Here is a 21,703-nt window from a genome sequence, read left to right as displayed (position 1 = left end):
TCCCGGATGTTGCCCGGACGGCCTTCACCCGGAGGGGAGGCCCTGGGAGGATTCCTACCGAGTCGAACACTGGGAAGCGGGGAACCGGACATGAACCTGCCCGATCCGAACCAGCACCCGGGCACGGTCCCGGATCCGCAGTCGTACCCCGGCCCGGCGCCCGTCTCGGGCGAGCCGGAGTACCAGTGGGGTCCCGACACCCCGCCCGGTACGCCGGCCTACGGCTATCCCGCACCCGGCTACGGCTATCCGGGCCCCTTCGGCTACGACCCGACGCAGCCGGGTATGCCGGTTCCGGCCGGGCCGGCCGCGGGTGCCGGAACGGCCGCCGCGGGGATGGCGGGCGCCGGGGTGCCCCTGGTGTCGATCGGTGACATCACGGTCCTGCACGACACGGTCGTCACTCCGTCGGGGAACATGCCGCTGCGGGGCTCGGTCTGGAACGTCACGGACATGTCCCGGACGGAGGAGAAGATCCCGCCGTACGCCATCGCACTGGCGGTCGTCCTCGCCCTCTTCACCTGTCTGCTGTCGCTGTTCCTCCTGCTCATCAAGGAGAAGAAGACCACCGGCTACATCCAGACCACCGTCACCGGCGGCGGTCTGCACCATGCCACGGTGGTCCCGGCCTACAACGCCCACACCTTCCAGCACATCATGAGCCAGGTGAACTACGCGCGGTCGATCAGCGCGATCTGACCGGGGCCGGGGCCGGGGCCGGGGGCCGGAGAAGGGCCCGGGGCGTCAGTCCGTCCGGCGGGCGGTCTCCGCGAGGAATCCCGTCAGCAGGGCGGTGATCTCGTCCGGGCGCTCCAGGCCCGGGAGGTGCCCGGCCCACGGCAGGTGTTCCCGGCGGGCGAGCGGCAGCAGCGCCGTCTGGCGGTCCGCCGCCTCCAGGAATTCGGGCAGATCGTGGGCGCCGGAGACCACCAGGGCGGGGACGTCCAGGGCGGTCAGCGCCCCGGGGTCGTAGTCACCGTCGCCCCAGTGCTCGGTGCCCGAGGCGAGCTGGATCCCGTAGGCGTGCTCCTGCATCGCCGCCACGGACGTGAGGGCCGCCTCGTCCGCTTCGGGCCCGAGGAAGGTCCGGGCGGTCAGGAGGGCGCCTTCCTCCACGTCGCCCCGCTCGACGAGTTCGACCTCCCGCTCCTCGAAGCGGGTCATCTCCGGGCTGTCCGGGACTCCGGGCAGCCCGGCGCAGAGCAGGGCCAGGCCGGAGACCCGGCCGGGGGCCCGGACGGCGATCTCCAGCGCGGTCCGGCCGCCGTAGGAGGCGCCGACCAGGACGGCCCGGTCCATGCCCACGGCGTCCATCAGGTCGAGTACGTCTTCGGCGTCGCTGTAGGGCGCGTCCGCGCAGGGGCTGTTGCCGTAGCCGCGGAAGTCGCCACGGACCAGGTGGTGTCCGGCCGCCGCGAGGGTCTCCCACTGCGCGTCCCACATCCGGCGGTCGCAGACCGTGGAGTGCAGCAGGACGATGTTCTGTCCGGAGCCCGGGGCACCGGTCGTGTCATAAGTGATCATCGGGCCGGACTCTACCCGGGCCCGCGTCTGCGGTCCCGGGCATTTCCGAACGGCCGGCGCCCTCCCGCCGGGCCGTTCCCAACTCCCCTTTCCGGAAGCCTCCATTCCGCGTTGAACATGTTCAAAAAGAGGGCTACCTTTTCCTCGTCGGCAATTTTGAACACGTTCAGAAAGGTCGGGGGATGGACCTCAACGTCGTCGGATACCTGATCTACCTGCCCATCAGCGTCGCGCTGACCATCTGGGTCGCCCGCACCCTCAGCCGCAACGGCCGGATCTTCCTCTCGGACGTGATGGGCGGCGACGAAAAGCTGGCCGATGCGGTCAACCATCTGCTGGTGGTCGGCTTCTACCTGGTCAACCTGGGGTTCGTCGCCCTCTATCTGAAGATCGGCCGGTCGGTGCGCGATGCCCGGGAGCTGTTCGACGCCCTGTCGGTGAAGCTCGGTGTGGTGCTGCTCGCCCTGGGGGTGCTGCATCTGACCAATGTCTACGTCCTCAACAAGATCCGGCGGCGCGGGCTGATGGAGCGCGATTCGGTCCCGCCGGTCGCCGCCCAGGGCTGGACGGGGTACGGCAACCGGCCGATGGGCTGGGGACCGCCGGCGCCCCCGGCCGAGCGGTGAGCCGCGGGGGCGGCCGGGGCGTCCCGGTCCACCGGCTCACCGTCCTCTTCGACGCGGAGTGCGGACTCTGCGCCCATGTCCGGGACTGGCTGGTACGGCAGCGCCAACTCGTACCGCTGGACCTGGTGCCCGCCGGATCGGCCCTGGCGCGGGAGCTGTTCCCCGGCCTCGACCACCAGGCCACCCTGCGCCGGATCACGGTCGTCGGGGACGGCGGGCAGGTCTATACGGACGACGCCGCGTTCCTGGTCTGCCTGTGGGCGCTGGCCGACCACCGGGACAAGGCGGCCTGGCTGGCCTCCCCCGCCGGGAAACCGTTCATCCGGGCCGCCGTGCTCGCCGCCTCCGCCTACCGGGAGTCCACGGGGGCGGCCGGCCGCAGGCTCGACGGACCGGGCGGCGGACCGGACGGGGGCGAGGCCGGGGGCCCGGGCGAGAGGTCCGGCGAGGGGTCGCCCTGTGACGACCGCTGCCTGCCGCCCGATTAGGCTCGGTCAGCGTGACCGACCGGAAGAACTCCCCCAGCACCGCGCCCAAGAGCGAACAGACCCGCACCCTGATCCTCGAAACCGCGCTGCGGCTCTTCCAGGAGCGCGGTTACGACCGGACCACGATGCGGGCCATCGCCAAGGAGGCGGGGGTCTCGGTGGGGAACGCGTACTACTACTACGCGTCCAAGGAGCACCTGGTCCAGGGGTTCTACGACCGGATCGGGGCCGAGCACCGGGCCGCCGTACGCCCGCTGCTGGACACCGAGACCGATCTGGCGGCCCGGCTGTCGGGAGTGCTGAACGCCTGGCTGGACGTGGCGGAGCCGTACCACGAGTTCGCGGCCCAGTTCTTCAAGAACGCGGCCGATCCCGACTCCCCGCTCAGCCCCTTCTCCGCGGAGTCCGAGGACGCGCGGGAGGCGGCGATCGCGATCCACCGCGAGGTGCTGGCCGGGGCGAAGACCAAGGTCCCGGCCGAACTGAGGGAACTGCTGCCGGAGATGATGTGGCTCTCGCAGATGGGCCTGGTGCTGTGCTGGGTCTTCGACCGCTCCGACGGCCACGAGCGGAGCAGGCGGCTGGCGGACCAGGGGGCGCGGCTGACCACGCGGGGCATCGTCCTGGCCCGCTTCCGGGTACTCCGGGGTCTGGTCGTCGATATGCACGAGATGCTGACGGACCTGCTGCCGGGGATGGCCCAGGGCGTGGCGGCGCGCAGGGAGGCCGCGGACCGGAAGAAGTCCCCGCGGCGGACGGCCGCGAAGCCCCCAGCGGATACGGAAGCGGTACAGGACGGGGAGCCGGGGGCCTAGGACATGCGCAAGGGGGTACGGAGACGGGCGCCCCCGTCTCCGTACCCCTGCACCTCCACCGGCGGTGAACCGGGGCGTCCGCTAACGCCGTTCGGCACCCGCCACGGTCATCGGCTCAGCTGCCGTGGCCGCGTCGTCGCCCTTCTCCCCGGGCCGCGGCCGCGGGACCGGGGATCCCGGCTTCTCCCCGGGGTCCCCCGGCTCCACGGAGAAGTGGGGCAGGATCCGGTCGAGGAAGCCGGGCAGCCACCAGTTGGCCCGGCCGAGCAGGTGCATGGCGGCCGGGACCAGGGCCGTCCGCAGGACGAAGGCGTCCAGGGCGACGGCGGCGGCCAGCCCCGCGCCGACCATCGCGGCCTCCGTATCACCGCTGAAGACGAAGGCCGCGAAGACACAGATCATGATCAGGGCAGCGGAGTTGATGACCCGGCTGGTCTCGGTGAGTCCGGTCCGCACCGCCCGGGCGTTGTCCCCGGTGCGCACCCACTCCTCGTGCATCCTGCTGACCAGGAACACCTGGTAGTCCATCGAGAGGCCGAAGAGCAGCGACAGCATGATCGCGGGGAGGAAGGCGGAGATCGGGCCCTCCTTGCCGAAGCCGATCAGCTCCGACCCCCAGCCCCACTGGAAGACCGCCACCAGCACGCCGAAGGACGCGGCCGCGGCGATCAGGTTCATCACGGCGGCCAGCAGCGGTACGCCCAGCGAGCGGAACGCGATCAGCAGCAGCAGACAGCCCAGGCCGACGACCGTGACGACGAAGTACGGCAGCCGGTCCGTCGTGATCTCCGCGAAGTCCTTGAAGACGGCGGTCACTCCGCCGACATGGCCCGTCAGCCCGGACGGTGCGACGACGTCGGACCGCAGGTCGTCGATCAGCCGGTAGGTCGCCACGTCCTGCGGCGCCGTGGCCGGGACGACCGCGATCACCGAGACCCCCGTACCCGGTGGCACCGGCACGACCTCCGCCCGTACGACCCCCTTCATGGCCTTCGCCCGCTCGGCCAGCGCGGTCACCTCGGCGGGCTTGGCACCCTCGACGACGATCTGGAGCGGGCCGTTGAAGCCCGGTCCGAAGCCGTCGGCGAGCAGGTCGTACGCCTTCCGGGTGGTGGTGCTCTCATGGTGGTTGCCGTGGTCGGTGGCGCCGAGGCGGAGGGAGAGGACCGGCAGCGCGAGGACCGCCATCACCAGCAGCGCCACGGCTCCGACGGCCCGGGGCCGCCGTTCGACGAACGTGGACCAGCGGGCGGCGGTACCGCTCGGGGCCTGGTCCCCGGCGGTCCCGGACGCGGGCGGGGCACCGGCGGCCGCGGTGTTCTGCAGCGCCCGCCGCTGCTTGCGGCTGAGCACCCGGATACCGAGCAGCCCCAGCAGCGCGGGCAGCAGCGTGACGGCGGCCAGCACGCTCAGCACCACCGTCAGGGACGCGGCGATGACGATGCCGTTGAGGAAGCCGATTCCGGTGACCAGCATTCCGGCGAGGGCGATGCAGACCGTGGCGCCCGCGAACAGCACGGCCCGGCCTGAGGTGTTGAGCGCGGTCACCGCCGATTCCTCCGGCGACCGCCCGTTCAGCAGCCCCCGCCGGTGCCGGGTCACGATGAAGAGGGCGTAGTCGATACCGACGCCGAGCCCGACGAGGGAGCCGATCAGCGGTGCGACGGTCGCCAGCTCGGTGCCGTTGCTGATCAGCCCGGTGAGTATCAGCCCGATGCCGACCCCGAACAGGGCGGTGACCAGCGGCAGCAGCATCGCGAACAGCGAACCGAAGGCGAGGAAGAGCACGATCGCGGCGGCCACGATGCCGACCAGCTCGGCCGTGCCGCCCGGCGGTCCGGCCGCGTGCACGATGGGCTGGCCGCCGAGTTCGACCCGCAGCCCGTCGCCGCGGGCGTCCTCGGCCCGCTCCATGACGGCTTCGACGAGTTCCTTCGGCACCTGCTCGGCGCGCTCCGTGAACACGACGGTGGCGTACGCGGACCGGCCGTCCGCACTGATCGCGTTCGCCCCGGCCGGGGTGTAGGGGCTGACGACCCTGCCGATGCCCTTCATGCCCGCGATCTCCGTGAGCACGGGCTCCAGCTTCCCCCGTACCTCGGGATCGCGGGCCGAGCCCTCGTCGGTGCGCCAGACGATCGTCGTCGGGTCGCCCGAAGCATGCGGGAACGCGGAGACCATCAGGTCGTACGCCCGGCGGGAGTCGGTGTCCGGGAGGCTGAAGTCGTTGGTGTAGTCCGACCCCTTCATACTGCTCAGCACTCCCGGGCCGAGCAGCGCCACCACCCACAGCACCAGAACCACCAGCCTGTGCCGGTAGCACCAGCGCGCCAGAGACTCCACGATGTTCTTCCCTCCGCCGTTCCGTCGTCCTGCTGTTCCGCTGTCCCGCGGTCGGTCCCCCGGGTGGCTTCAGCATCGGCCGGACCGCGGGCCCGCGGCGGTGTACGGGCCCGACTCTCAAGTAACTCCAAGCTTGTGCGGCCCCGCCGGGGGCCGTGCGCGCCGATACTGAGGGCGGTTGGTACCGGCGGAAGGGGGCGTACGGGCATGAACGCGCAGCGGACGGGGGCGGTGGGCGGGGCGACCGTGCTGGTCCTGGAGGACGAACCGGGCATCGCCGACGTCCTGTCGATCGCCCTGCGCCACCACGGATTCGCCGTGATGGCGGCGGGCAGCCTCCGGCAGGCCCGGCAGCTGACCGAACGGACCCGGCCCGACGCGGCCCTGCTCGACGTGATGCTGCCGGACGGCGACGGCCGGACCTTCGGCGGCGAGCTGCGCGCCCGCTGCCCGGAGACGGCGGTGCTCTTCCTCACCGCCCGTGACGCGTCCGCGGAGATCGTGGGGGCGCTGCGGTACGGCGACGACTACATCACCAAACCGTTCAACGTCGACGAGGTCGTCGCCCGGATCGGGGCCGTACTGCGCCGGACCCGGCCCGCCGATCTGCTGCCGGTGCCGCCGCCGCTGCGCTACCGGGATCTGGAGCTGGACGAGACCACGTACACGGTCCGGCGCGGCGATCTCACGGTCCGGCTGACCCCGACCGAGTACGCCCTGCTGCGGTTTCTGGTGCGCAACGCGGGGCGTGTGGTGCCCAAGGAGCAGTTGCTGCGGCATGTGTGGCAGTACGAGCATCCGGCGGAGTCGACGGTGGTCGAGACGTACATCAGCTATCTGCGGCGGAAACTGGCCCCGCTCGGACCGCCGTTGATCACCACGCGGCGCGGTCTCGGATACGGGCTCGCATGAGGACCGGACCCGAAGAGGACCAGTGGGAGCGGATACAGCATCCGGCGCGGGTCCGGGGGTGGGCCGCCGGCCGGCGGCCGGGCCGGGGCCGGGCCGGGGCCGGGCGCGATTGGCGGCACTCCCTGCGCACCCAGCTGACCAAGGTCACGCTCTGCCTGCTGCTGATCGGGGTGGTGGTGGCGACCGGGGTCAGCCTGCTGGCGATGCAGCACTATCTGCTCCAGCGGGTCGACCAGGAGCTGATGGCAGGCCGGGAGGCCATTCTGAGCACCGGTCTCACCCAGGCGGAGATCGAATCGTTCCAGGAGATGTCGACCCTGCTGGAGCATGTGGCCGGGGCCGGGAAGTCGAGTTCCCTGCTGCCGGTGCCGAACACCGTTCTGGTGGCGCTGGACCCCGGGCTGCGGCCCACGAAGTTCGCCCGGCACCCGCCGACCGGCCGGCAGCTGGATCTGGCGGCGGCCGTGCAGGACCCGGCCGGGCTCGCCGCGGAGAAGAAGGTCGTCGGAGTGGAGGTCGCGGGCGCCGACTACCGGGTCGTCGCCGCCCGGCTCCCGGACGATTCCCTGCTGCTCTTCGCCTCCGACGTCGAGTCCCTGAAGGACGCGACCCGCCGGGCGCTGAAGGTCGACGCCGCAGCCGGGGCGGTGCTGCTGGTCCTGCTCGCGCTGGCCACGATGATGAGCACGAAGCATCTGGTGCGTCCGCTGGAGCACATGGTGGAGACGGCGTCGGCCATCGCGGAGGGCGATCTGACCCGGCGGGTCCCGCCGGGCCGGCATCCGGTCGGGGAGATCGAACAGCTGCGGACGGCGCTGAACGCGATGCTGCACCAGGTGGAGTCGGCGTTCGAGACGCGCGAGCGCAGTGCGGCGCAGTTGCGGCAGTTCGTCGCGGACGCCTCGCACGAGCTGCGGACGCCGCTGTCGTCGATCCGGGGATATCTCCAGCTGCACGAGCGGGGGATGCTGCGGGCGCCGGAGGACCGGACGCGGGCGCTGTCGCGGATGCACACGGAGGCGGACCGGATGGCGAAGCTGGTGGAGGAGCTGCTGATGCTGGCCCGGCTGGACCAGCGGCCCGAGGTCCGGTTCGGGCCGGTGGACCTGGGGCGGCTGGCGCACGACGCGGCCGGTGATCTCCGCGCCCAGCAGCCGCTGCGGCCGGTGACGGTGGCCGCAGCGGGCGGCGCGGTCGTTCTCGGTGATGAGCCGTCGCTGCGTCAGCTCGTCGGAAACCTGCTGGTCAATGTGCGGGTCCACACGCCCGACGGGACGCCGGTACGGGTGACTGCGGGTCCGGGCCCGGACGGCACGGTACGGCTGGTGGTGGCGGACGACGGGCCGGGGATGGCACCGGCGGACGCGGAACGCATCTTCGACCGCTTCTTCCGGGCGGGGACGGGCGGGCCCGGCAGCGGTCTGGGCATGTCGATCGTCGCGGCGGTGGCCGAGGTCCACGGCGGTACGGTACGGATCCGGACCGCCCCGGGAGCGGGCCTGGCGGTGACGGTGACCCTCCCGGCGGCCCCGGCCCCGGCCCTTTTCGACGAAGGACCGGCCCGCCGGTGACGGCCGCTGCCGCGCCCGTCAGGCCTGGCGGGAGGCGAGCTGGACCACGGTGATATCGGAATCGGCGCCCACCCGGACCGGCGGTCCCCAGGCGCCCGCGCCCCGCGTCACGTACAGCTGTGTGTCCCCGTACCGCTCCAGCCCTTCGACGGTCGGGTTCGCCAGCGCGGCCAGGTATTCGCCGGGCCAGAGCTGGCCGCCGTGGCTGTGGCCGGAGAGCTGGAGGTCGACGCCGTGCTTCACCGCGTCGTGGATGACGACGGGCTGGTGGGCGAGGAGTACGGCGGTACGGCCGCGATCGCGGTCGCCGAGCGCCCGGCCGAAGTCGGGCCCCTTGCCCTCGCGCTCGCCCTCCGGATCGTCGACCCCGGCCAGGTCGAAGCCTGCCGCGATCTCCACCCGCTCGTTCTCCAGCGGCCGCAGTCCCAGCTCCCGGACGTGGTCCACCCACTGCTCGGCGCCGGAGAAGTACTCGTGGTTGCCGGTGACGAAGAAGGAACCGTGCCGGGCGCGGAGTTGGGTCAGCGGTTCGGCGGCGGGGCCGAGGTCGGCGACGCTGCCGTCGACCATATCGCCGACGACGGCGATCAGATCCGGGTTCGCGGAGTTGATGGTGTCGACGATCCGCTGGGTGTGGGCCCGGCCCAGGATCGGACCGAGGTGGATATCGCTGACCACGGCGATCCGGTAGCCGTGGGCCGAGCGGGGCAGCTTGGCCAGCGGCACGGTGACCCGCTTCAGGGTCGGACCGTTGAGGACGCTGTACGTACCGACGCCGACGGTCCCCAGGGCAGCGGCGGCCGCTCCCCCGCCGACGACCCGGGAGACGAACATGCGCCGCGACACACCGCCCGGGCGCGCGGCGGACCGGTCCGCGGTATTGGGCGCCGCGGATCCGGCGGGCGGCGCTTCGGCGGTCAGGGTCCCGGCAGCCGGCGCTTCCACCGCTGCGGCGGTGGTGGCGGGCCCGGGGGCAGGCTGCTCGGGGGCGGCGGCCGGGACCGGGGCGGTCACCGGTTCGGCGGTTGTGGTTGTGGTTGTTGTCGTGGTTGTGGCTGTGGTTGTGGTTGTGGCCGCCGTCGCGGTCCCGGCGTCGCGGCGCGCGGCGATCCGCAGCCAGACGAACCGTACGACCTCCCCCGCCACCAGGAAGAGCACCAGATACAGCAGCACCGCCAGCCAGAGGAAGCCGGGCCAGGCGAGGACCTGCTGCACGGTGAAGGGGACACCGGAGCGGGCCGAGAACTGGGCGGCGACGGAGATCAGCGGCAGGGCGGTCAGCACCACCGCCCCGGCGATCCGGGCCTTCCGGACGGTGGTCAGATCGCGGACCAGTCTCCGCCAGACGTACCAGTGCGCTGCCGCAAGCACGGCGATCACAGCGACCACCGCGAGCAGGACGACCACGATCACAGACTGCTCCCCTTGTTCTTTACGTGCTTCACGTGCATCACGTGCATCACGTGCCACGTACCCCCGGGGGACCGGTCGGCTCCGGTCGCCCCTCCGGGCATCTCAACGCGCCGCGGGCGCCTCTGGTGCCCGGCGGCGGTCATCACCGAAGATGATCATCACCGGAGGTCGTGCGGAAACCCGTACGGAGCCGTCGGTCGCCGTCAGCGGCCGTCGCCGGAGCCGGGCGCGGACGGCGCCGCGGCGGGAACCCGGGGCTCGGTCCGGTCGGCGGTTCCGGTGCTGTCCGGATCCCGCCGTACCGCTCGGACCCCGCGGAACCCGATGATCCCCACGGCCGTCCCCAGAAGAAACGACGTGATGGCAAGCACCAGATGGACCCAGAAGTAGCCGGTGGGATCACCGGCGTCGTCAAAGGCGAGCCCGCTGCCGTCCTTCCACAGATTGCGGACGAAAGAGACCCAGATGAACCAGCTCCACGCGCCGAAGGCGAGCAGGAACCAGGAGGCGCGGCGGCTGAGCTTCATACGACCAGTATCCGGAGCGGCCGCCGGGGTGGACCTCCGGGGTCGCGGCGCGCCCGGGCGGGTGGCACGCGCAGGTGCGCCGGATCCGGGGCCGTACCGGCGACTCACCGGCCCGACAAGCATATTTTCCCGTCTGACAGGTAATTTCTCGTCCGTGTCTGTTCTGAAGAAGACGGCCCTGACGGCCGCCGCCGCGACGCTGTTGCCCGCGCTCATCGCCGCTCCGGCGTCCGCGACCGCGCACTCCGCCGCCGGCGCCGCGGTCGGGGAACGGTCCGTCGGGGAACATTCCGTCGGCGCGGACCGGTCGAACCAGAAAAACCAGACGAACCGACTGAACCGGACGGATCAGAAGGGCAGAAAGGGACAGCAGGGCAAGCCGGTCAGGAAGCAGCCCCTTCCCCCGGCCGCGATGTCCACGGTCGGCGGCACCCTTCTCGGCACGCCGGGCACCCAGGTCAAGCTGGGCGCGGGCGCCCCCGTCCTGCCGTCCGGGCTGAGCGCCCGTTCGTGGATCGTGGCGGACGCGGAGAGCGGTGACGTCCTCGCGTCCCACAACTCCCACTGGCGGCTGCCGCCCGCCTCGACCATGAAGATGCTCTTCGCGGACACCCTGCTGCCCAAGCTGCCGAAGACCGACACCCACAAGGTCACCTGGCAGGACCTGGAGGGCGTGGGCTCCGGCAGCAGCGCGGTCGGCATCAAGGAGGAGCTGACGTACTCCGTCCACGATCTGTGGCTCGGGGTGTTCCTCGTCTCCGGCAACGACGCCGTGCACGTGCTCTCCGCGATGAACGGCGGCATCGACAAGACCGTCCAGGAGATGCAGGCGCACGCGGAGGAGCTCCAGGCGCTGGACACCCAGGTGGTCTCGCCGGACGGCTATGACGCGGCGGGCCAGGTGTCGTCCGCGTACGACCTCACCCTGATCGCCCGCAGCGGTCTGCAGAAGAAGGACTTCCGGGAGTACGCGGCGACCTCCGAGGCGGAGTTCCCGGGGAGGACGGTCGGCGGAAAGCGCGAGACCTTCGAGATCGCCAATACGAACCGGCTGCTCACGGGTGACGGAGTCGCCCCGTACCCGGGTGTCGCGGGGGTCAAGAACGGCAATACGTCGCAGGCGGGCGCGACCTTCACCGGAGTCGCGGAGCGCAACGGCAAGGTGCTCCTCGTCACCGTGATGAACCCGGATTCCGGTGAGCGGCACGCCGTCTACAAGGAGACCTCGCGCCTGCTGGACTGGGGTTTCGCGGCGGCGGGCAAGGTCACTCCGGTCGGTGAACTGGTCGCGCCCCGGTCGGCCAAGCCGCCGGTGGGAGCCGGTCCCGACAAGCACTCCGACCAGACCGAACGGGCCCGGACCGCCGCGGCGGCCAAGGCGAAGGAGAAGGAGCAGTCGTCGGGGGGTGTGGGTACGGCCCTGGCGATCGCGGGCGGTGTGCTCGTCGTGCTGGCCTTCGGGGCGTTGGTGGTGAACCGCCGCTGGCCGCGACGCCGGGCCTGAGGGGGTGACGGGCGGGTGCGCGGGGAGCCCGGAGTCCGGGCTCCCCGGGGAGACGGAGAATCAGCCGTCCGCTTTATCCGGCTTATCCGGCTCAGTGCGCTTGCCCGCCTCATCCGGTTCGTCCGGCTCCCGCGTCGCGGTCCAGGCCGCGCAGAACAGCAGCAGCTTCGCCGTCAGGTTGATCCAGAGCAGCAGCGCGACGGGCACCCCGAACGCGCCGTACAGACTCCGCCCCGCGACCTCCCTGATGTACCCGCCGATCAGCAGCTTCAGCGCCTCGAAGCCGACCGCCCCGATCAGTCCGGCCACCACCAGCCTGCGGCGCGGCGGCTGCACCCCCGGCAGCAGCGTCAGCAGATAGAGCAGGATGAGGAAGTCGGCGGCGACCGCGACCGCGATGGCCGCGATCCGCAGGAGTACGCTCCCGGGGCCGCCCCCGTCGACTCCCAGCCGGTCCGCCGACCAGCCGACCGCCGAGGCTCCCAGCGCGGAGGCGGCGAACGACGCGAGGGCCGTGGCGCCGAGCCCGAGGAGGACGACGGCGTCCTTCGCCCTCCGTACGAACGGATTGCCCTCGTCCTCGTCGTCGAGCGCCCACACGGCCCGCAGACAGTCCCGTATCGCGGTCACCCAGCCGATGCCGGTGAACAGCAGCAGGGCGCCGGAGACCAGGCCGACCGTGCCCGCGTTGGCGGCCAGGGCCCCGACGTCGAGCTGGTCCGAGATGCCCGGCACCTGATCGCCGATCCGCTCTTCGAGACGGGTCAGCCGGTCCTGGCTGAGCAGTGCGGCACCGATCGCCACCGCCAGGCTGATCAGCGGAAACATCGCGAGGAAGCTGAGGAAGGTGATGGCCGCGGCCAGCCGCGTCCAGTGCACCCGCTCCAGGGTCTCGTAGGTGTGCCACGTATGCGTCCGCATCAGCCGGACGACCAGCGGGCCGATGACGGGAAGCCTGATCAACCAATCCATGGGCTACGCCTACCCCGTCACAGGTCGGCGACCGCAAGTCCGTACATCGCGGCCCAGACCAGCCCGATGACGGCCAGCGCACGGTCCCGCAGCACGACGTCCTCGGGCGCCCCCGCGGCACCCCGGTCGGCGAAGACGGCGTACCGCAGCACCGCCAGGATGAACGCGATCACCGACAGCTGGCGCCACGGCAGCAGCGCCGAATGCGCGACCCCGCCGCTCTCCAGCGCCCACAGGCAGTAGCCGAGCACGGCGACCCCGGCCGCAAGCTGCCAGACGAACCGCAGATAGCCGGTGGTGTACTCGCCCAGGAGCGCCCGCGACGCCCCCCGGCCGCCCTCCGCCCCTTCCATCTGCACGGCCTCCGAATAGCGCTTGGCCGCGACCATGAACAGCGCGCCGAAGCCGGTGGTGATCAGGAACCAGCGGGAGAGCGGAATGCCGAGCGCGACCCCGCCGATCATCGCCCGCATCAGGAAACCGGTGGTCACCACGGTCATATCGACGACGAGGACATGCTTCAGCCAGATGCAGTAGGCGAGCTGCATGGCCAGGTAGGCGACCAGCAGGGCGCTCGTCATCGGATTGCAGAGCGCGGCCGCCCCGGCGACGGCGAGGGCGCCGAGCAGCCCCCCGGCGGCATAGGCGAGGGGCACCGGGACGTCTCCGGCGGCGACCGGCCGGAGGCGTTTGACGGGGTGCGCCCGGTCGGCCTCGGCGTCGCGGGCGTCGTTGACCAGGTAGACGGCCGCGGCGGCGGCCGTGAAGAGGGTGAAGACGATGACGAGCTGTCCGGCGGTACGGGGTGACGCGAGCTGTCCGGCCGCTGCGGGCGCGGCGGCCACCAGCACGTTCTTGACCCACTGGCGGGGGCGCGCGGTCCGCAGGAGCCCGACGGCGGTCCCGGTGCGTGCGCCCGGCGCGCGGGCGGCGGACGGCCCGGGTCCGCCGCGCGGCGGCTCCGGCCGCGCCACCGGTACGGCCTGCTGTTCGGTCGTCACACGGGCCTCCCGTTCCGGCTGGTGGGGGTGCGCGGGCGGGTGACGGTGGGCACGCGGGCCGTGAGACCGCCGAGCAGGGCTCCCGCGAGGACGTCGGTCGGATAGTGCACACCGACGACGACCCGGGACACGCACATCGCCGCCGCCACGGCGGCCGGGAGCAGCCGGCGGCCGCCGCCACGGGGCAGCAGCGCCCCGAAGGCGACCGCTGCCGCCGCTGCCGAAGCGGCGTGCGAGCTAGGGAAGGAGTGCCGTCCCGCGGTACGGACGAGGGCCGCGCGACCGCCGCCATCGGGCGGCCGGGGCCGCCGTACCACCCGCTTCACGGCCATGCTCGCCAGATGCGCCCCGGCGACGGCGGCGGTGGCCCGGAGCCAGGCGGAGCGGCGGGCCGGGTCGGCCGCGGCGCCGGTCAGACCGGCGGCCAGCCAGAGCGCGGCGTGCTCACCCGCGTAGGAGAGGGAGCGGGCCGCGGCGGCGACGGCCGGACGGTCGCCGCAGTCGCGCAGCGCGGCCAGCAGCCGCCGGTCCGCGGACGCGTCTCCGGTACCGTACGCGGCCGTTCCGCCGCCTGTACGGTCCGCGAGCGCCTCACCGTCCGTACGGCCCCTCAGCGCCTCGCCGCCTGTACGGCCCGCGAGCGCCTCACCGTCCGTACGGTCCCCAAGCGCCTCGCCGCCCGTACCGTCCGCGTGGGAGTCCCCGTACCGCATCTCCGCCGCCCCTTCCCGTCGCTCGTCCCGTGGTCCTGTCTTCCTGGTCCCGTGAGCCGCAGCAGGCACGGGGGACTCTTCTGGGCCGCGGGCCGACTTTCACGTCAATCTGAGCTGACACTCGTTTAATCACCCGTTCCGGCGAGTCCCTGAGGCACTCCAAAAATGCGGGCATAAGCGGCGATACGGTCACGAGTATGGCTGCCGACACCCGCACCACCCCCACCACCGACGCCGACGACCCGTTCGTGTCCGTCACCGGCTGGGGCCGTACCGCCCCCTCCACGGCCTATCTCTGGCGCCCCCGCACCCATGAGCAGGCGGCCGCCGCCGTCCGCGAATGGGGGGCGCGCGGCGGAATCGCCCGCGGGCTCGGCCGGGCGTACGGGGACGCGGCACAGAACGCGGGCGGCTGCGTCCTCGATATGACGGGCCTCGACCGCATCCACTCCATCGACGTGACGGCCGGCACCGTCGTCTGCGACGCGGGGGTCAGCCTGCACCGGCTGATGGAAGTGCTGCTGCCGCTGGGCTGGTTCGTGCCGGTATCGCCGGGCACCCGCTACATCACCGTCGGCGGCGCGATCGGCGCCTCAGTCCACGGGAAGAACCACCACGTCAGCGGCGCCTTCACCCGCCACGTCAGCGCCTTCGACCTGCTCCTGCCCGACGGCAGCGTACGGACCGTCACCCCGGGCACCGACCTGTTCGACGCCACCGCAGGCGGCATGGGACTGACCGGGGTGGTGCTCGCCGCGGTGATCCGGCTGCACCGGGTGGAGACCTCGTACATGCTGGTCGACACCGAACGCGCCACCGACCTCGACGATGTGCTCGCCCGGCTCGCCGCCGACGCCGAACGGCACCGCTACTCGGTCGCGTGGATCGACCTGCTCGCCCGCGGCCGGTCCACCGGCCGCTCGGTGATCACCCGCGGCGACCACGCCCCGCTCGCGGCGCTGCCCGCCCGCGCCCGCCGCGCCCCGCTCGCCTTCCGCCCCGGGACCCTGCCCCCGGCTCCGGCAGCCGTACCGCCCGGACTGCTGAACCGGGCGACCGTCGGGCTGTTCAACGAGTTCTGGTACCGCACCTCGCCCCGCGCGGGCAGCGGCCGGCTCCAGCGGCTCACGGCGTTCTTCCACCCCCTGGACGGGGTGCCGCACTGGAACCGGGTCTACGGCCGGAACGGCTTCGTCCAGTACCAGTTCGTCGTCGGACACGGACAGGAGGAGACACTGCGCCGGATCGTCCGGCGGATCGCCCGCCGCGGCTGCCCGTCGTTCCTCGCCGTGCTCAAGCGGTTCGGCGCATCCGACCCGGGCTGGCTGTCGTTCCCGGTGCCCGGCTGGACGCTGGCGCTGGACATCCCGGCCGGACTGCCGGGGCTCGGAGCGTTCCTCGACGAACTCGACGAGGAGGTGGTGGGCGCGGGCGGCCGGGTGTACCTCGCCAAGGACTCACGGGTGCGGCCCGAGGCGCTCGCGGCCATGTACCCGCGGCTCGACGAGTTCCGCGCGCTGCGCGCCCGTACCGGAGCGGACCGGGTCTTCACCTCGGACCTGTCCCGCCGCCTCTCCCTCTAGGGAGTTTCTTTCCGACGAGACCGCACCGCACCGCACCGCACTTCAAGGAGCACGCCCGTGAAAGACGCCTTCGGCGCCCCTCAGTCCCTGCTGATCCTCGGCGGTACGTCGGAGATCGGTCTCGCCGTCGCCCGGCGGCTGATCGCCCGCCGCACCCGGACCGTCCGGCTGGCCGGCCGGCCCTCCCCCGACCTCGAAACGGCGGCGGACTCGCTGCGCGCACTCGGCGCCGACGTCACCACGGTCCCCTTCGACGCCCTGGACCCGGCGGCGCACGAGGAGATCCTCGGCAAGGTGTTCGCGGACGGCGACATCGACATGGTCCTGCTCGCCTTCGGAGTGCTGGGCGACCAGGCCAACGACGAGGGCGACCCCGCCGCGGCCGTACGCGTCGCCCAGACCAACTACACCGGAGCCGTCTCCGCCGGACTGGTCTGCGCCACCGCGCTCCAGAACCAGGGGCACGGATCGCTGGTGGTGCTCTCGTCCGTCGCCGGGGAGCGCGCCCGCCGCACCAACTTCATCTACGGCTCCAGCAAAGCCGGGCTGGACGCGTTCGCGCAGGGGCTGGGGGACGCACTGCACGGCACGGGAGTGCATGTGATGGTCGTCCGCCCCGGGTTCGTCCGCAGCCGAATGACGGCGGGACTGCCGGACGCACCCCTGTCCACCACGCCCGAAGCCGTCGCACTCGCCGTGGAACAGGGGCTGCGGCGCAGATCGGAGCTGGTGTGGGTGCCGGGGACGCTCCGCGTGGTGATGTCGGCACTCCGGCACGTACCCCGCCCGCTGTTCCGCCGGCTGCCTGTTTGACAGCGGCTCGGTTCGCCTCCGGGGCGCTTTCGGGGCGCGAGCCCCCTCCCCCTCCGCTCAGGAGCTGGACGCGGGCTCGACCTGCTGTGGTTCGTCCACCGGCGAGCCCTGCGCCGGCACCGATCCGATACCGCTGCCGAACGCGTACTCGTGCAGCTGACGCCAGACCCCGTCGCCGCCCTGCTCGTACAACGAGAACGAACCGCAGGTCCACGACGCCTCGAAGGCGGCCAGCTCCTCGTGCGCCCGGTCCATCGCCGGATCGTCGATGGCATGGGCGACCGTGACATGCGGGTGGTACGGGAACTGGAGCTCACGGGCCAGCGGGCCCGAACCGGTCCTGATCCGCTCCTGGAGCCGGGTGCAGGCCGCGGCGCCCTCGACGACCCGGACGAAGACGACCGGGGTCACCGGGCGGAACGTACCCGTCCCCGAGAGGCGCATCACGAACGGCAGGCCCGCCGCCGCAGCCTCACGCAGATGCGCCTCCACCGCGGGGAGCGCGGACCGGTCGACCACGGTCGGCGGGACGAGGGTGACATGGGTGGGAATGCAGTGCGCGACGGGGTCTCCGAAGCCCGCACGCCGCTCCTGGAGCAGGCTGCCGTACGGCTCCGGGACCGCGATCGAAACGCCGAGCGTTACGGTCCCCACGTCTTTCTCCCGTCCATCGTCGCATCGTGACTGCATGTCTGCTTCGTACCGCTGTGGGCACGGTGGTTTCCGCCGCCAGTGTGGCCGGTGTGCGGCGGATGTGGCCAGAGACGCAGAACACACCACCGATTGGGCCGAACGGCCCCCGAAGACGGCCACCACCTGCTCGGCGCACCCGCCCGCGCAGCCGCCTCCGGCCGCCCGTACCGGCCCGTCCGCGCTCCGGCCGGGCCGGGTCCCGACGGACCCGGCCCCGGGTGACGGCGGCCGTCGGGGCCGGTCAGCGCCCGTCAGGACTCGTCGGCGCCTGCCGGCCCGGCAGTGCCCGTCAGCGCCCGCCAGCGCCCGTTAGTGCTTTGCGGGCAGGAAGCCGATCCGGTCGTACGCCGTCGCCAGCGACTCCGCAGCAACCGCCCGGGCCTTCTCCGCGCCCTTGGCGAGAATCGAGTCCAGCGTTTCCGGATCGTCCAGATATGCCTGCGTACGCTCCCGGAACGGCGTGACGAAGTCCACGACGATCTCGGCGAGGTCCGTCTTCAGGGCCCCGTACATCCGGCCCTCGTACTCCTTCACCAGCTCCGGGATCGACCGGCCGGTGAGCGTGGCGTAGATGGTCAGCAGATTGCTGATGCCCGCCTTCTCCACGGGGTCGAAGCTGATGACCGTCCCGGTGTCGGTGACCGCGCTCCGGATCTTCTTCGCGGTGGTCTTCGGCTCGTCGAGCAGATTGACCAGGCCCTTGGGGGTGGAGGCCGATTTGCTCATCTTGCTGGTCGGGTCCTGGAGGTCGTAGATCTTGGCGACCTCCTTGACGATGTGCGGCGCGGGGACCGTGAACGTTTCCCCGAAGCGGGCGTTGAAACGCTCGGCGAGATCGCGGGTCAGCTCGATGTGCTGCCGCTGGTCCTCGCCGACCGGAACGGCCTCGGCCTGGTAGAGGAGGATGTCCGCGACCTGGAGGATCGGGTACGTGAACAGGCCGACCGTGGCCCGGTCGGCCCCCTGCTTGGCCGACTTGTCCTTGAACTGGGTCATCCGGGACGCCTCGCCGAAGCCGGTCAGGCAGTTCATCACCCAGCCCAGCTGGGCGTGCTCCGGGACGTGGCTCTGCACGAAGAGGGTGCAGCGGTCGGGGTCCAGGCCGGAGGCCAGCAGCTGGGCCACGGCGAGCCGGGTGTTCGCCCGCAGCTCGGCCGGATCCTGCGGGACCGTGATCGCGTGCAGGTCGACGACCATGTAGAAGGCGTCGTGGGTCTCTTGCAGCGCCACGTACTGGCGGATCGCCCCGAGGTAGTTCCCGAGGTGGAACGAGCCTGCGGTGGGCTGGATCCCGGACAGGGCGCGAGGTCGGACGGATGCCATGTCGCTCATTCTCTCAGGTGCGGAACCGATCTCCGGCCTCCGGTGTATGAAAGATGTGACCGTACGGGAGGGGGGACGGACCGCCGTCGGAACCGACGACCGGTCCGCGTCCGGAGGCCGGGGACCCGTGAGCGCGGGCGGGGACGAGGCTGCCCTGGACGCGACCGCGGTGATCGCCCGGGTGCGCGCCGGAGAGCCGGAGGCGTATGCGGTGCTGGTCCGCGCCCATACGCAGGCCGCTCTGCGTGCGGCGGTGGCGTTCGGCGCCGGGGCGGATGCGGAGGATGTGGTGCAGAGCGCGTTCCTCAAGGCCTACCAGTCGCTGGACGGCTTCCGGCCGGGCGCCGAATTCCGTCCGTGGCTGCTGCGGATCGTGGTCAATGAGACGAGGAACACCCTGCGCTCGGCCGGTCGGCGACAGGCGCTGGCCGGGCGCGAGGCGCAGCTGCTGGGACCCCGGCCGGTGATACCGGAATCGGCGGATCCGGCGGTGAGTGCGGAGTCGGAGGAGCGGCGGGCGGAGCTGACGGCGGCGCTCGGCGAGCTGAGCGAGGAGCAGCGGCAGGTGGTGACGTACCGCTATCTGCTGGAAATGGACGAGGCGGAGACGGCGGAGGCGCTGGGCTGGCCGCGGGGCACGGTGAAATCCCGGCTGAGCCGGGCGCTGGCGAAGCTGGGCCGGCTGATAGGCGCAGCGGATCGGGGCGAGGGGAGGTGAGCGGGATGCCGGACGACGAGCCGGGGCAGATGGCGGACGGCGGGGATGACGGCAGGGAGGACGGCGCGGCGGGTGGTGTGCCGGGAAGCCGTTCCGGGGACGGGACCGGGGACCTTTCCGGGGACCTTTCCGGAGACGGGACGGCGTCCGGGGGCGGGTCCGGTGCGGAGCGGAGCGGGCTGGAGCTTCTGCTGGAGGCCGAGCTGCGGGCCCTGGGCCGGTCGATCCGGATCCCCGATGTCGACGGGGAGACGATGGCGGAGCGGGTGGTGGCAAGCATCCTGGCCGGGCAGTCTCCCGGCCTCGCGCCCGATGCCCTGCCCGGCACACTGCGCGATCCGGAGCCCGATGCCGATACCGATGCCGAGCCGGAGTACGAGTACGAGCACGAGCCGCCGGGGCGGGCCCGGCCGCTGCGCGGATGGCTGCGGCAGCACCGGCGGGCCCTGGCGGTCACGCTCTCCGGGACCCTGGTGGCGCTGGCGCTCACTCCCCCGGTGCGGGCCTCGGTCGTGGAGTGGGTGGACCGCTTCGACTTCGGCGGGATCGACGTGCGGTACGACCCGGGAAGCCGCTCGCCGGACGGCGGACGGAGACCGGAAGTGCCCGGATGCGGACAGCCCCTGCCGCGGACGGAGGCGGAGCGGCAGGCCGGGTTCGAAGCACTGGTGCCGGAAGAGCTGGGGGCCCCGGACGCGTTCTCGGTGACCGCGGGCGCGGGTGGCCGGTCGGTGCTGACGCTCTGCTGGAGCGGACCGGACGGCCGAGTCACCCGGCTCGACCAGTTCCCGGCCCGGCTCGACCCCGGCTTCGCCAAGACGAGCGCCGAGCTGCCGCAGTGGGTGCAGGTGGGTGGCGGAGGCGGGGAATCCGGCACCGGGCTCTGGTTCGCCCGGCCGCATCTGCTCCGGCTCGTCCTGCTCGACCGGGAGAGCGACCGCTGGGAGGAACAGCGGCGGACAGCGGGCCCGACACTGATCTGGATGTCCCCGGACGAACGGACCACGCTCCGGCTGGAAGGAGCGGACGCGCTGGAGCGGGCCCTCGGAATCGCGGAGTCCCTGCCCTAGTGACCTGAGGCCTCCGGGTTCCCCCATGAGCGCAGGTGCCCGTGGGCGCGCTCCGGGAAGTGCCCGGAATTCCTTCCCGGAGAGGGGAACGCATCGGTGACGGGCGGTGTATCAGAGTCGACAGCCGGTGCGGAGCGGCCGCTCCGGCGCATCGTTTGGGGGACTGATGGGAGCACTGCGACGGGCGCGGCGCATCGCCGCGCTGCTGACCGTGCTGGCGCTGGGGCTGGTGTTCGCCCCGGCGGCGGTCGCGGGCGGCCCGACCAGCGTCATGATCATCGAGTATCCGCAGGGCCGGGCCACGGCACTGCGGATGGACAGCACGGAGTACGAGGATCTGCACCGGCTGATGCGGGCGGACTCCCCACCCCGGGGGACCACGAAGCAGCCGCCCCGGCTGAATCCGGAGGAGCCGTCACTGCCCTCGGTCCAGGTGACCTGGTTCCTGCACGATGTGCGGGCCTGGCGGGCGGACCGGGTCTTCTTCGGCTCCGCCCCGAAGGATGTGTGGATCCACAGCCAGGTCGACCGGGCCGGTACCGCATCCGCATCCGGTACGCCGAAGGACACCGGCGACTGGCTGGCCGCCGAAGGCATCTGGCACCGGCCCGACGACGGGCCCGGGCTGCGTCGGCTGCTGCGCGCCCTGGGACTGAGCCTCGGCAGCGGCCCGGCCGAGACGACGGGCCCGGCGAAGGGCGCGGGCGCGGTGCCGGGCTCCTCAAGGACCCAGCCGACCCCGACAACCCAGCCGTCCCCGTCGTCGACAACGCTCTCCCCCTCCGGCTCCCTCACCCTGTCCTCCTCGGCGTCGCCGGGCATCGGGGAGAACTGGTGGTGGTCCATACCGGGCCTGGCGGTCGGTGCAGCACTGACCCTGCTGCTGCGCCCCTCCCCGGTGTCGCCGCTGCCGGTGGTGCCGAGGAAACTGCCGGGTCGCGGGAAGTCCGGGGAGTAGCCCTGGTCATAGGGCCAGCCGTAGACCCGGCCGTGGGCCCTGCCATCGGCCCTGTCCGCGAAGGAGCGCGGGCCGCCGCCCGGTCCGGGGGACCGGACGGCCGCCGCGCCCCACCGCCCCTCGGCGGAACGGGGCA

Annotated in this window: 20 protein-coding genes and 1 pseudogene; 12 read left to right on the top strand and 9 right to left on the bottom strand. The window is 72.4% G+C overall.

Annotated elements, in window-relative coordinates; genetic code table 11:
* Positions 1 to 90: 90 nt before the first annotated feature.
* A complete protein-coding gene (locus B7R87_RS20810) occupies positions 91 to 699 on the top strand; it encodes a hypothetical protein (RefSeq protein ID WP_006347095.1) in 609 nt (202 codons plus the stop codon).
* Positions 700 to 744: 45 nt separating this feature from the next.
* Here the strand turns inward: B7R87_RS20810 and B7R87_RS20805 are convergent, their stop codons facing one another.
* Positions 745 to 1,524, bottom strand: a complete 780-nt coding sequence (locus tag B7R87_RS20805) for an alpha/beta fold hydrolase (protein WP_006347096.1) — start codon at positions 1,522 to 1,524, stop codon at positions 745 to 747.
* A 182-nt stretch (positions 1,525 to 1,706) separates the two neighbouring features.
* Here B7R87_RS20805 and B7R87_RS20800 point away from each other — a divergent pair, with 182 nt between their 5' ends.
* From B7R87_RS20800 to B7R87_RS20790, 3 genes are read left to right on the top strand one after another with little or no spacing between them, the layout of a single operon-like run.
* Complete coding sequence (locus B7R87_RS20800; RefSeq protein WP_006347097.1) at positions 1,707 to 2,150, top strand: hypothetical protein; 444 nt, start codon at positions 1,707 to 1,709, stop codon at positions 2,148 to 2,150.
* The gene (locus B7R87_RS20795) at positions 2,147 to 2,638 is read left to right on the top strand and encodes a thiol-disulfide oxidoreductase DCC family protein (RefSeq protein ID WP_006347098.1); all 492 of its coding nucleotides are present in this window, start codon (positions 2,147 to 2,149) and stop codon (positions 2,636 to 2,638) included. Before B7R87_RS20800 ends, B7R87_RS20795 begins: the two co-directional genes overlap by 4 nt.
* Before the next feature lie 11 nt (positions 2,639 to 2,649).
* Positions 2,650 to 3,453, top strand: a complete 804-nt coding sequence (locus B7R87_RS20790; protein WP_006347099.1) for a TetR/AcrR family transcriptional regulator — start codon at positions 2,650 to 2,652, stop codon at positions 3,451 to 3,453.
* An 81-nt stretch (positions 3,454 to 3,534) separates the two neighbouring features.
* On the opposite strand, the gene B7R87_RS20785 is transcribed toward B7R87_RS20790, so the two are convergent.
* The gene (locus B7R87_RS20785; RefSeq protein ID WP_006347100.1) at positions 3,535 to 5,796 is read right to left on the bottom strand and encodes an MMPL family transporter; all 2,262 of its coding nucleotides are present in this window, start codon (positions 5,794 to 5,796) and stop codon (positions 3,535 to 3,537) included.
* Between the two features lie 207 nt (positions 5,797 to 6,003).
* On the opposite strand from B7R87_RS20785, the gene B7R87_RS20780 reads away from it, so the two are divergent.
* Both B7R87_RS20780 and B7R87_RS20775 read left to right on the top strand, forming a co-directional pair.
* Positions 6,004 to 6,708: a response regulator transcription factor gene (locus B7R87_RS20780; protein ID WP_006347101.1), complete on the top strand. Its 705-nt coding sequence runs from the start codon at positions 6,004 to 6,006 to the stop codon at positions 6,706 to 6,708.
* The gene (locus tag B7R87_RS20775) at positions 6,705 to 8,279 is read left to right on the top strand and encodes a sensor histidine kinase (RefSeq protein ID WP_130584883.1); all 1,575 of its coding nucleotides are present in this window, start codon (positions 6,705 to 6,707) and stop codon (positions 8,277 to 8,279) included. Before B7R87_RS20780 ends, B7R87_RS20775 begins: the two co-directional genes overlap by 4 nt.
* 18 nt (positions 8,280 to 8,297) lie before the next feature.
* Here the strand turns inward: B7R87_RS20775 and B7R87_RS20770 are convergent, their stop codons facing one another.
* Together B7R87_RS20770 and B7R87_RS20765 are read right to left on the bottom strand one after the other, a co-directional pair.
* Positions 8,298 to 9,692, bottom strand: coding sequence for a metallophosphoesterase (locus B7R87_RS20770; RefSeq protein ID WP_006347103.1), 1,395 nt, complete (start codon positions 9,690 to 9,692; stop codon positions 8,298 to 8,300).
* A gap of 296 nt (positions 9,693 to 9,988) precedes the next feature.
* A pseudogene (locus B7R87_RS20765) lies at positions 9,989 to 10,219 on the bottom strand (SCO4848 family membrane protein); the annotation flags it as partial.
* 154 nt (positions 10,220 to 10,373) lie between these two features.
* Between B7R87_RS20765 and B7R87_RS20760 the strand changes: the two are divergent.
* Positions 10,374 to 11,723 (top strand): D-alanyl-D-alanine carboxypeptidase family protein, encoded by a 1,350-nt coding sequence (locus tag B7R87_RS20760; protein ID WP_006347105.1) that lies wholly within the window; start codon positions 10,374 to 10,376, stop codon positions 11,721 to 11,723.
* Between the two features lie 60 nt (positions 11,724 to 11,783).
* Here B7R87_RS20760 and B7R87_RS20755 read toward each other — a convergent pair whose 3' ends face one another.
* From B7R87_RS20755 to B7R87_RS20745, 3 genes are read right to left on the bottom strand one after another with little or no spacing between them, the layout of a single operon-like run.
* Complete coding sequence (locus B7R87_RS20755; RefSeq protein WP_040914723.1) at positions 11,784 to 12,695, bottom strand: YihY/virulence factor BrkB family protein; 912 nt, start codon at positions 12,693 to 12,695, stop codon at positions 11,784 to 11,786.
* Positions 12,696 to 12,712: 17 nt separating this feature from the next.
* Positions 12,713 to 13,696, bottom strand: a complete 984-nt coding sequence (locus B7R87_RS20750) for a decaprenyl-phosphate phosphoribosyltransferase (protein ID WP_391115976.1) — start codon at positions 13,694 to 13,696, stop codon at positions 12,713 to 12,715.
* Positions 13,693 to 14,217 (bottom strand): phosphatase PAP2 family protein, encoded by a 525-nt coding sequence (locus tag B7R87_RS20745; protein WP_233169073.1) that lies wholly within the window; start codon positions 14,215 to 14,217, stop codon positions 13,693 to 13,695. The genes B7R87_RS20750 and B7R87_RS20745 overlap by 4 nt, the downstream gene beginning before the upstream one ends.
* A 389-nt stretch (positions 14,218 to 14,606) precedes the next feature.
* On the opposite strand from B7R87_RS20745, the gene B7R87_RS20740 reads away from it, so the two are divergent.
* Positions 14,607 to 15,992, top strand: a complete 1,386-nt coding sequence (locus B7R87_RS20740) for an FAD-binding oxidoreductase (protein ID WP_130584885.1) — start codon at positions 14,607 to 14,609, stop codon at positions 15,990 to 15,992.
* A gap of 57 nt (positions 15,993 to 16,049) precedes the next feature.
* On the top strand, positions 16,050 to 16,805 hold the full coding sequence (locus tag B7R87_RS20735; protein ID WP_006347111.1) for a decaprenylphospho-beta-D-erythro-pentofuranosid-2-ulose 2-reductase: 756 nt from the start codon (positions 16,050 to 16,052) through the stop codon (positions 16,803 to 16,805).
* Positions 16,806 to 16,862: 57 nt separating this feature from the next.
* On the opposite strand, the gene B7R87_RS20730 is transcribed toward B7R87_RS20735, so the two are convergent.
* On the bottom strand, positions 16,863 to 17,459 hold the full coding sequence (locus B7R87_RS20730) for a 2'-5' RNA ligase family protein (protein WP_006347112.1): 597 nt from the start codon (positions 17,457 to 17,459) through the stop codon (positions 16,863 to 16,865).
* A gap of 348 nt (positions 17,460 to 17,807) precedes the next feature.
* On the bottom strand, positions 17,808 to 18,821 hold the full coding sequence (gene trpS, locus B7R87_RS20725; protein WP_006347113.1) for a tryptophan--tRNA ligase: 1,014 nt from the start codon (positions 18,819 to 18,821) through the stop codon (positions 17,808 to 17,810).
* On the opposite strand from trpS, the gene B7R87_RS20720 reads away from it, so the two are divergent.
* The 3 genes from B7R87_RS20720 to B7R87_RS20710 all read left to right on the top strand — a co-directional run bounded on the left by B7R87_RS20720 (position 18,820) and on the right by B7R87_RS20710 (position 21,567).
* On the top strand, positions 18,820 to 19,539 hold the full coding sequence (locus B7R87_RS20720) for an RNA polymerase sigma factor (RefSeq protein ID WP_006347114.1): 720 nt from the start codon (positions 18,820 to 18,822) through the stop codon (positions 19,537 to 19,539). The genes trpS and B7R87_RS20720 overlap by 2 nt on opposite strands.
* A 5-nt stretch (positions 19,540 to 19,544) precedes the next feature.
* Positions 19,545 to 20,609, top strand: a complete 1,065-nt coding sequence (locus tag B7R87_RS20715; protein WP_006347115.1) for a hypothetical protein — start codon at positions 19,545 to 19,547, stop codon at positions 20,607 to 20,609.
* Positions 20,610 to 20,775: 166 nt separating this feature from the next.
* Positions 20,776 to 21,567: a hypothetical protein gene (locus B7R87_RS20710; protein ID WP_006347116.1), complete on the top strand. Its 792-nt coding sequence runs from the start codon at positions 20,776 to 20,778 to the stop codon at positions 21,565 to 21,567.
* Positions 21,568 to 21,703: the final 136 nt, after the last annotated feature.

Source organism: Streptomyces tsukubensis, from assembly GCF_003932715.1.
Taxonomy (GTDB): Bacteria; Actinomycetota; Actinomycetes; order Streptomycetales; family Streptomycetaceae; genus Streptomyces; species Streptomyces tsukubensis.
Note: the sequence above shows the minus strand (reverse complement) of the source record. Positions and strands in the feature narration are given on the sequence as shown.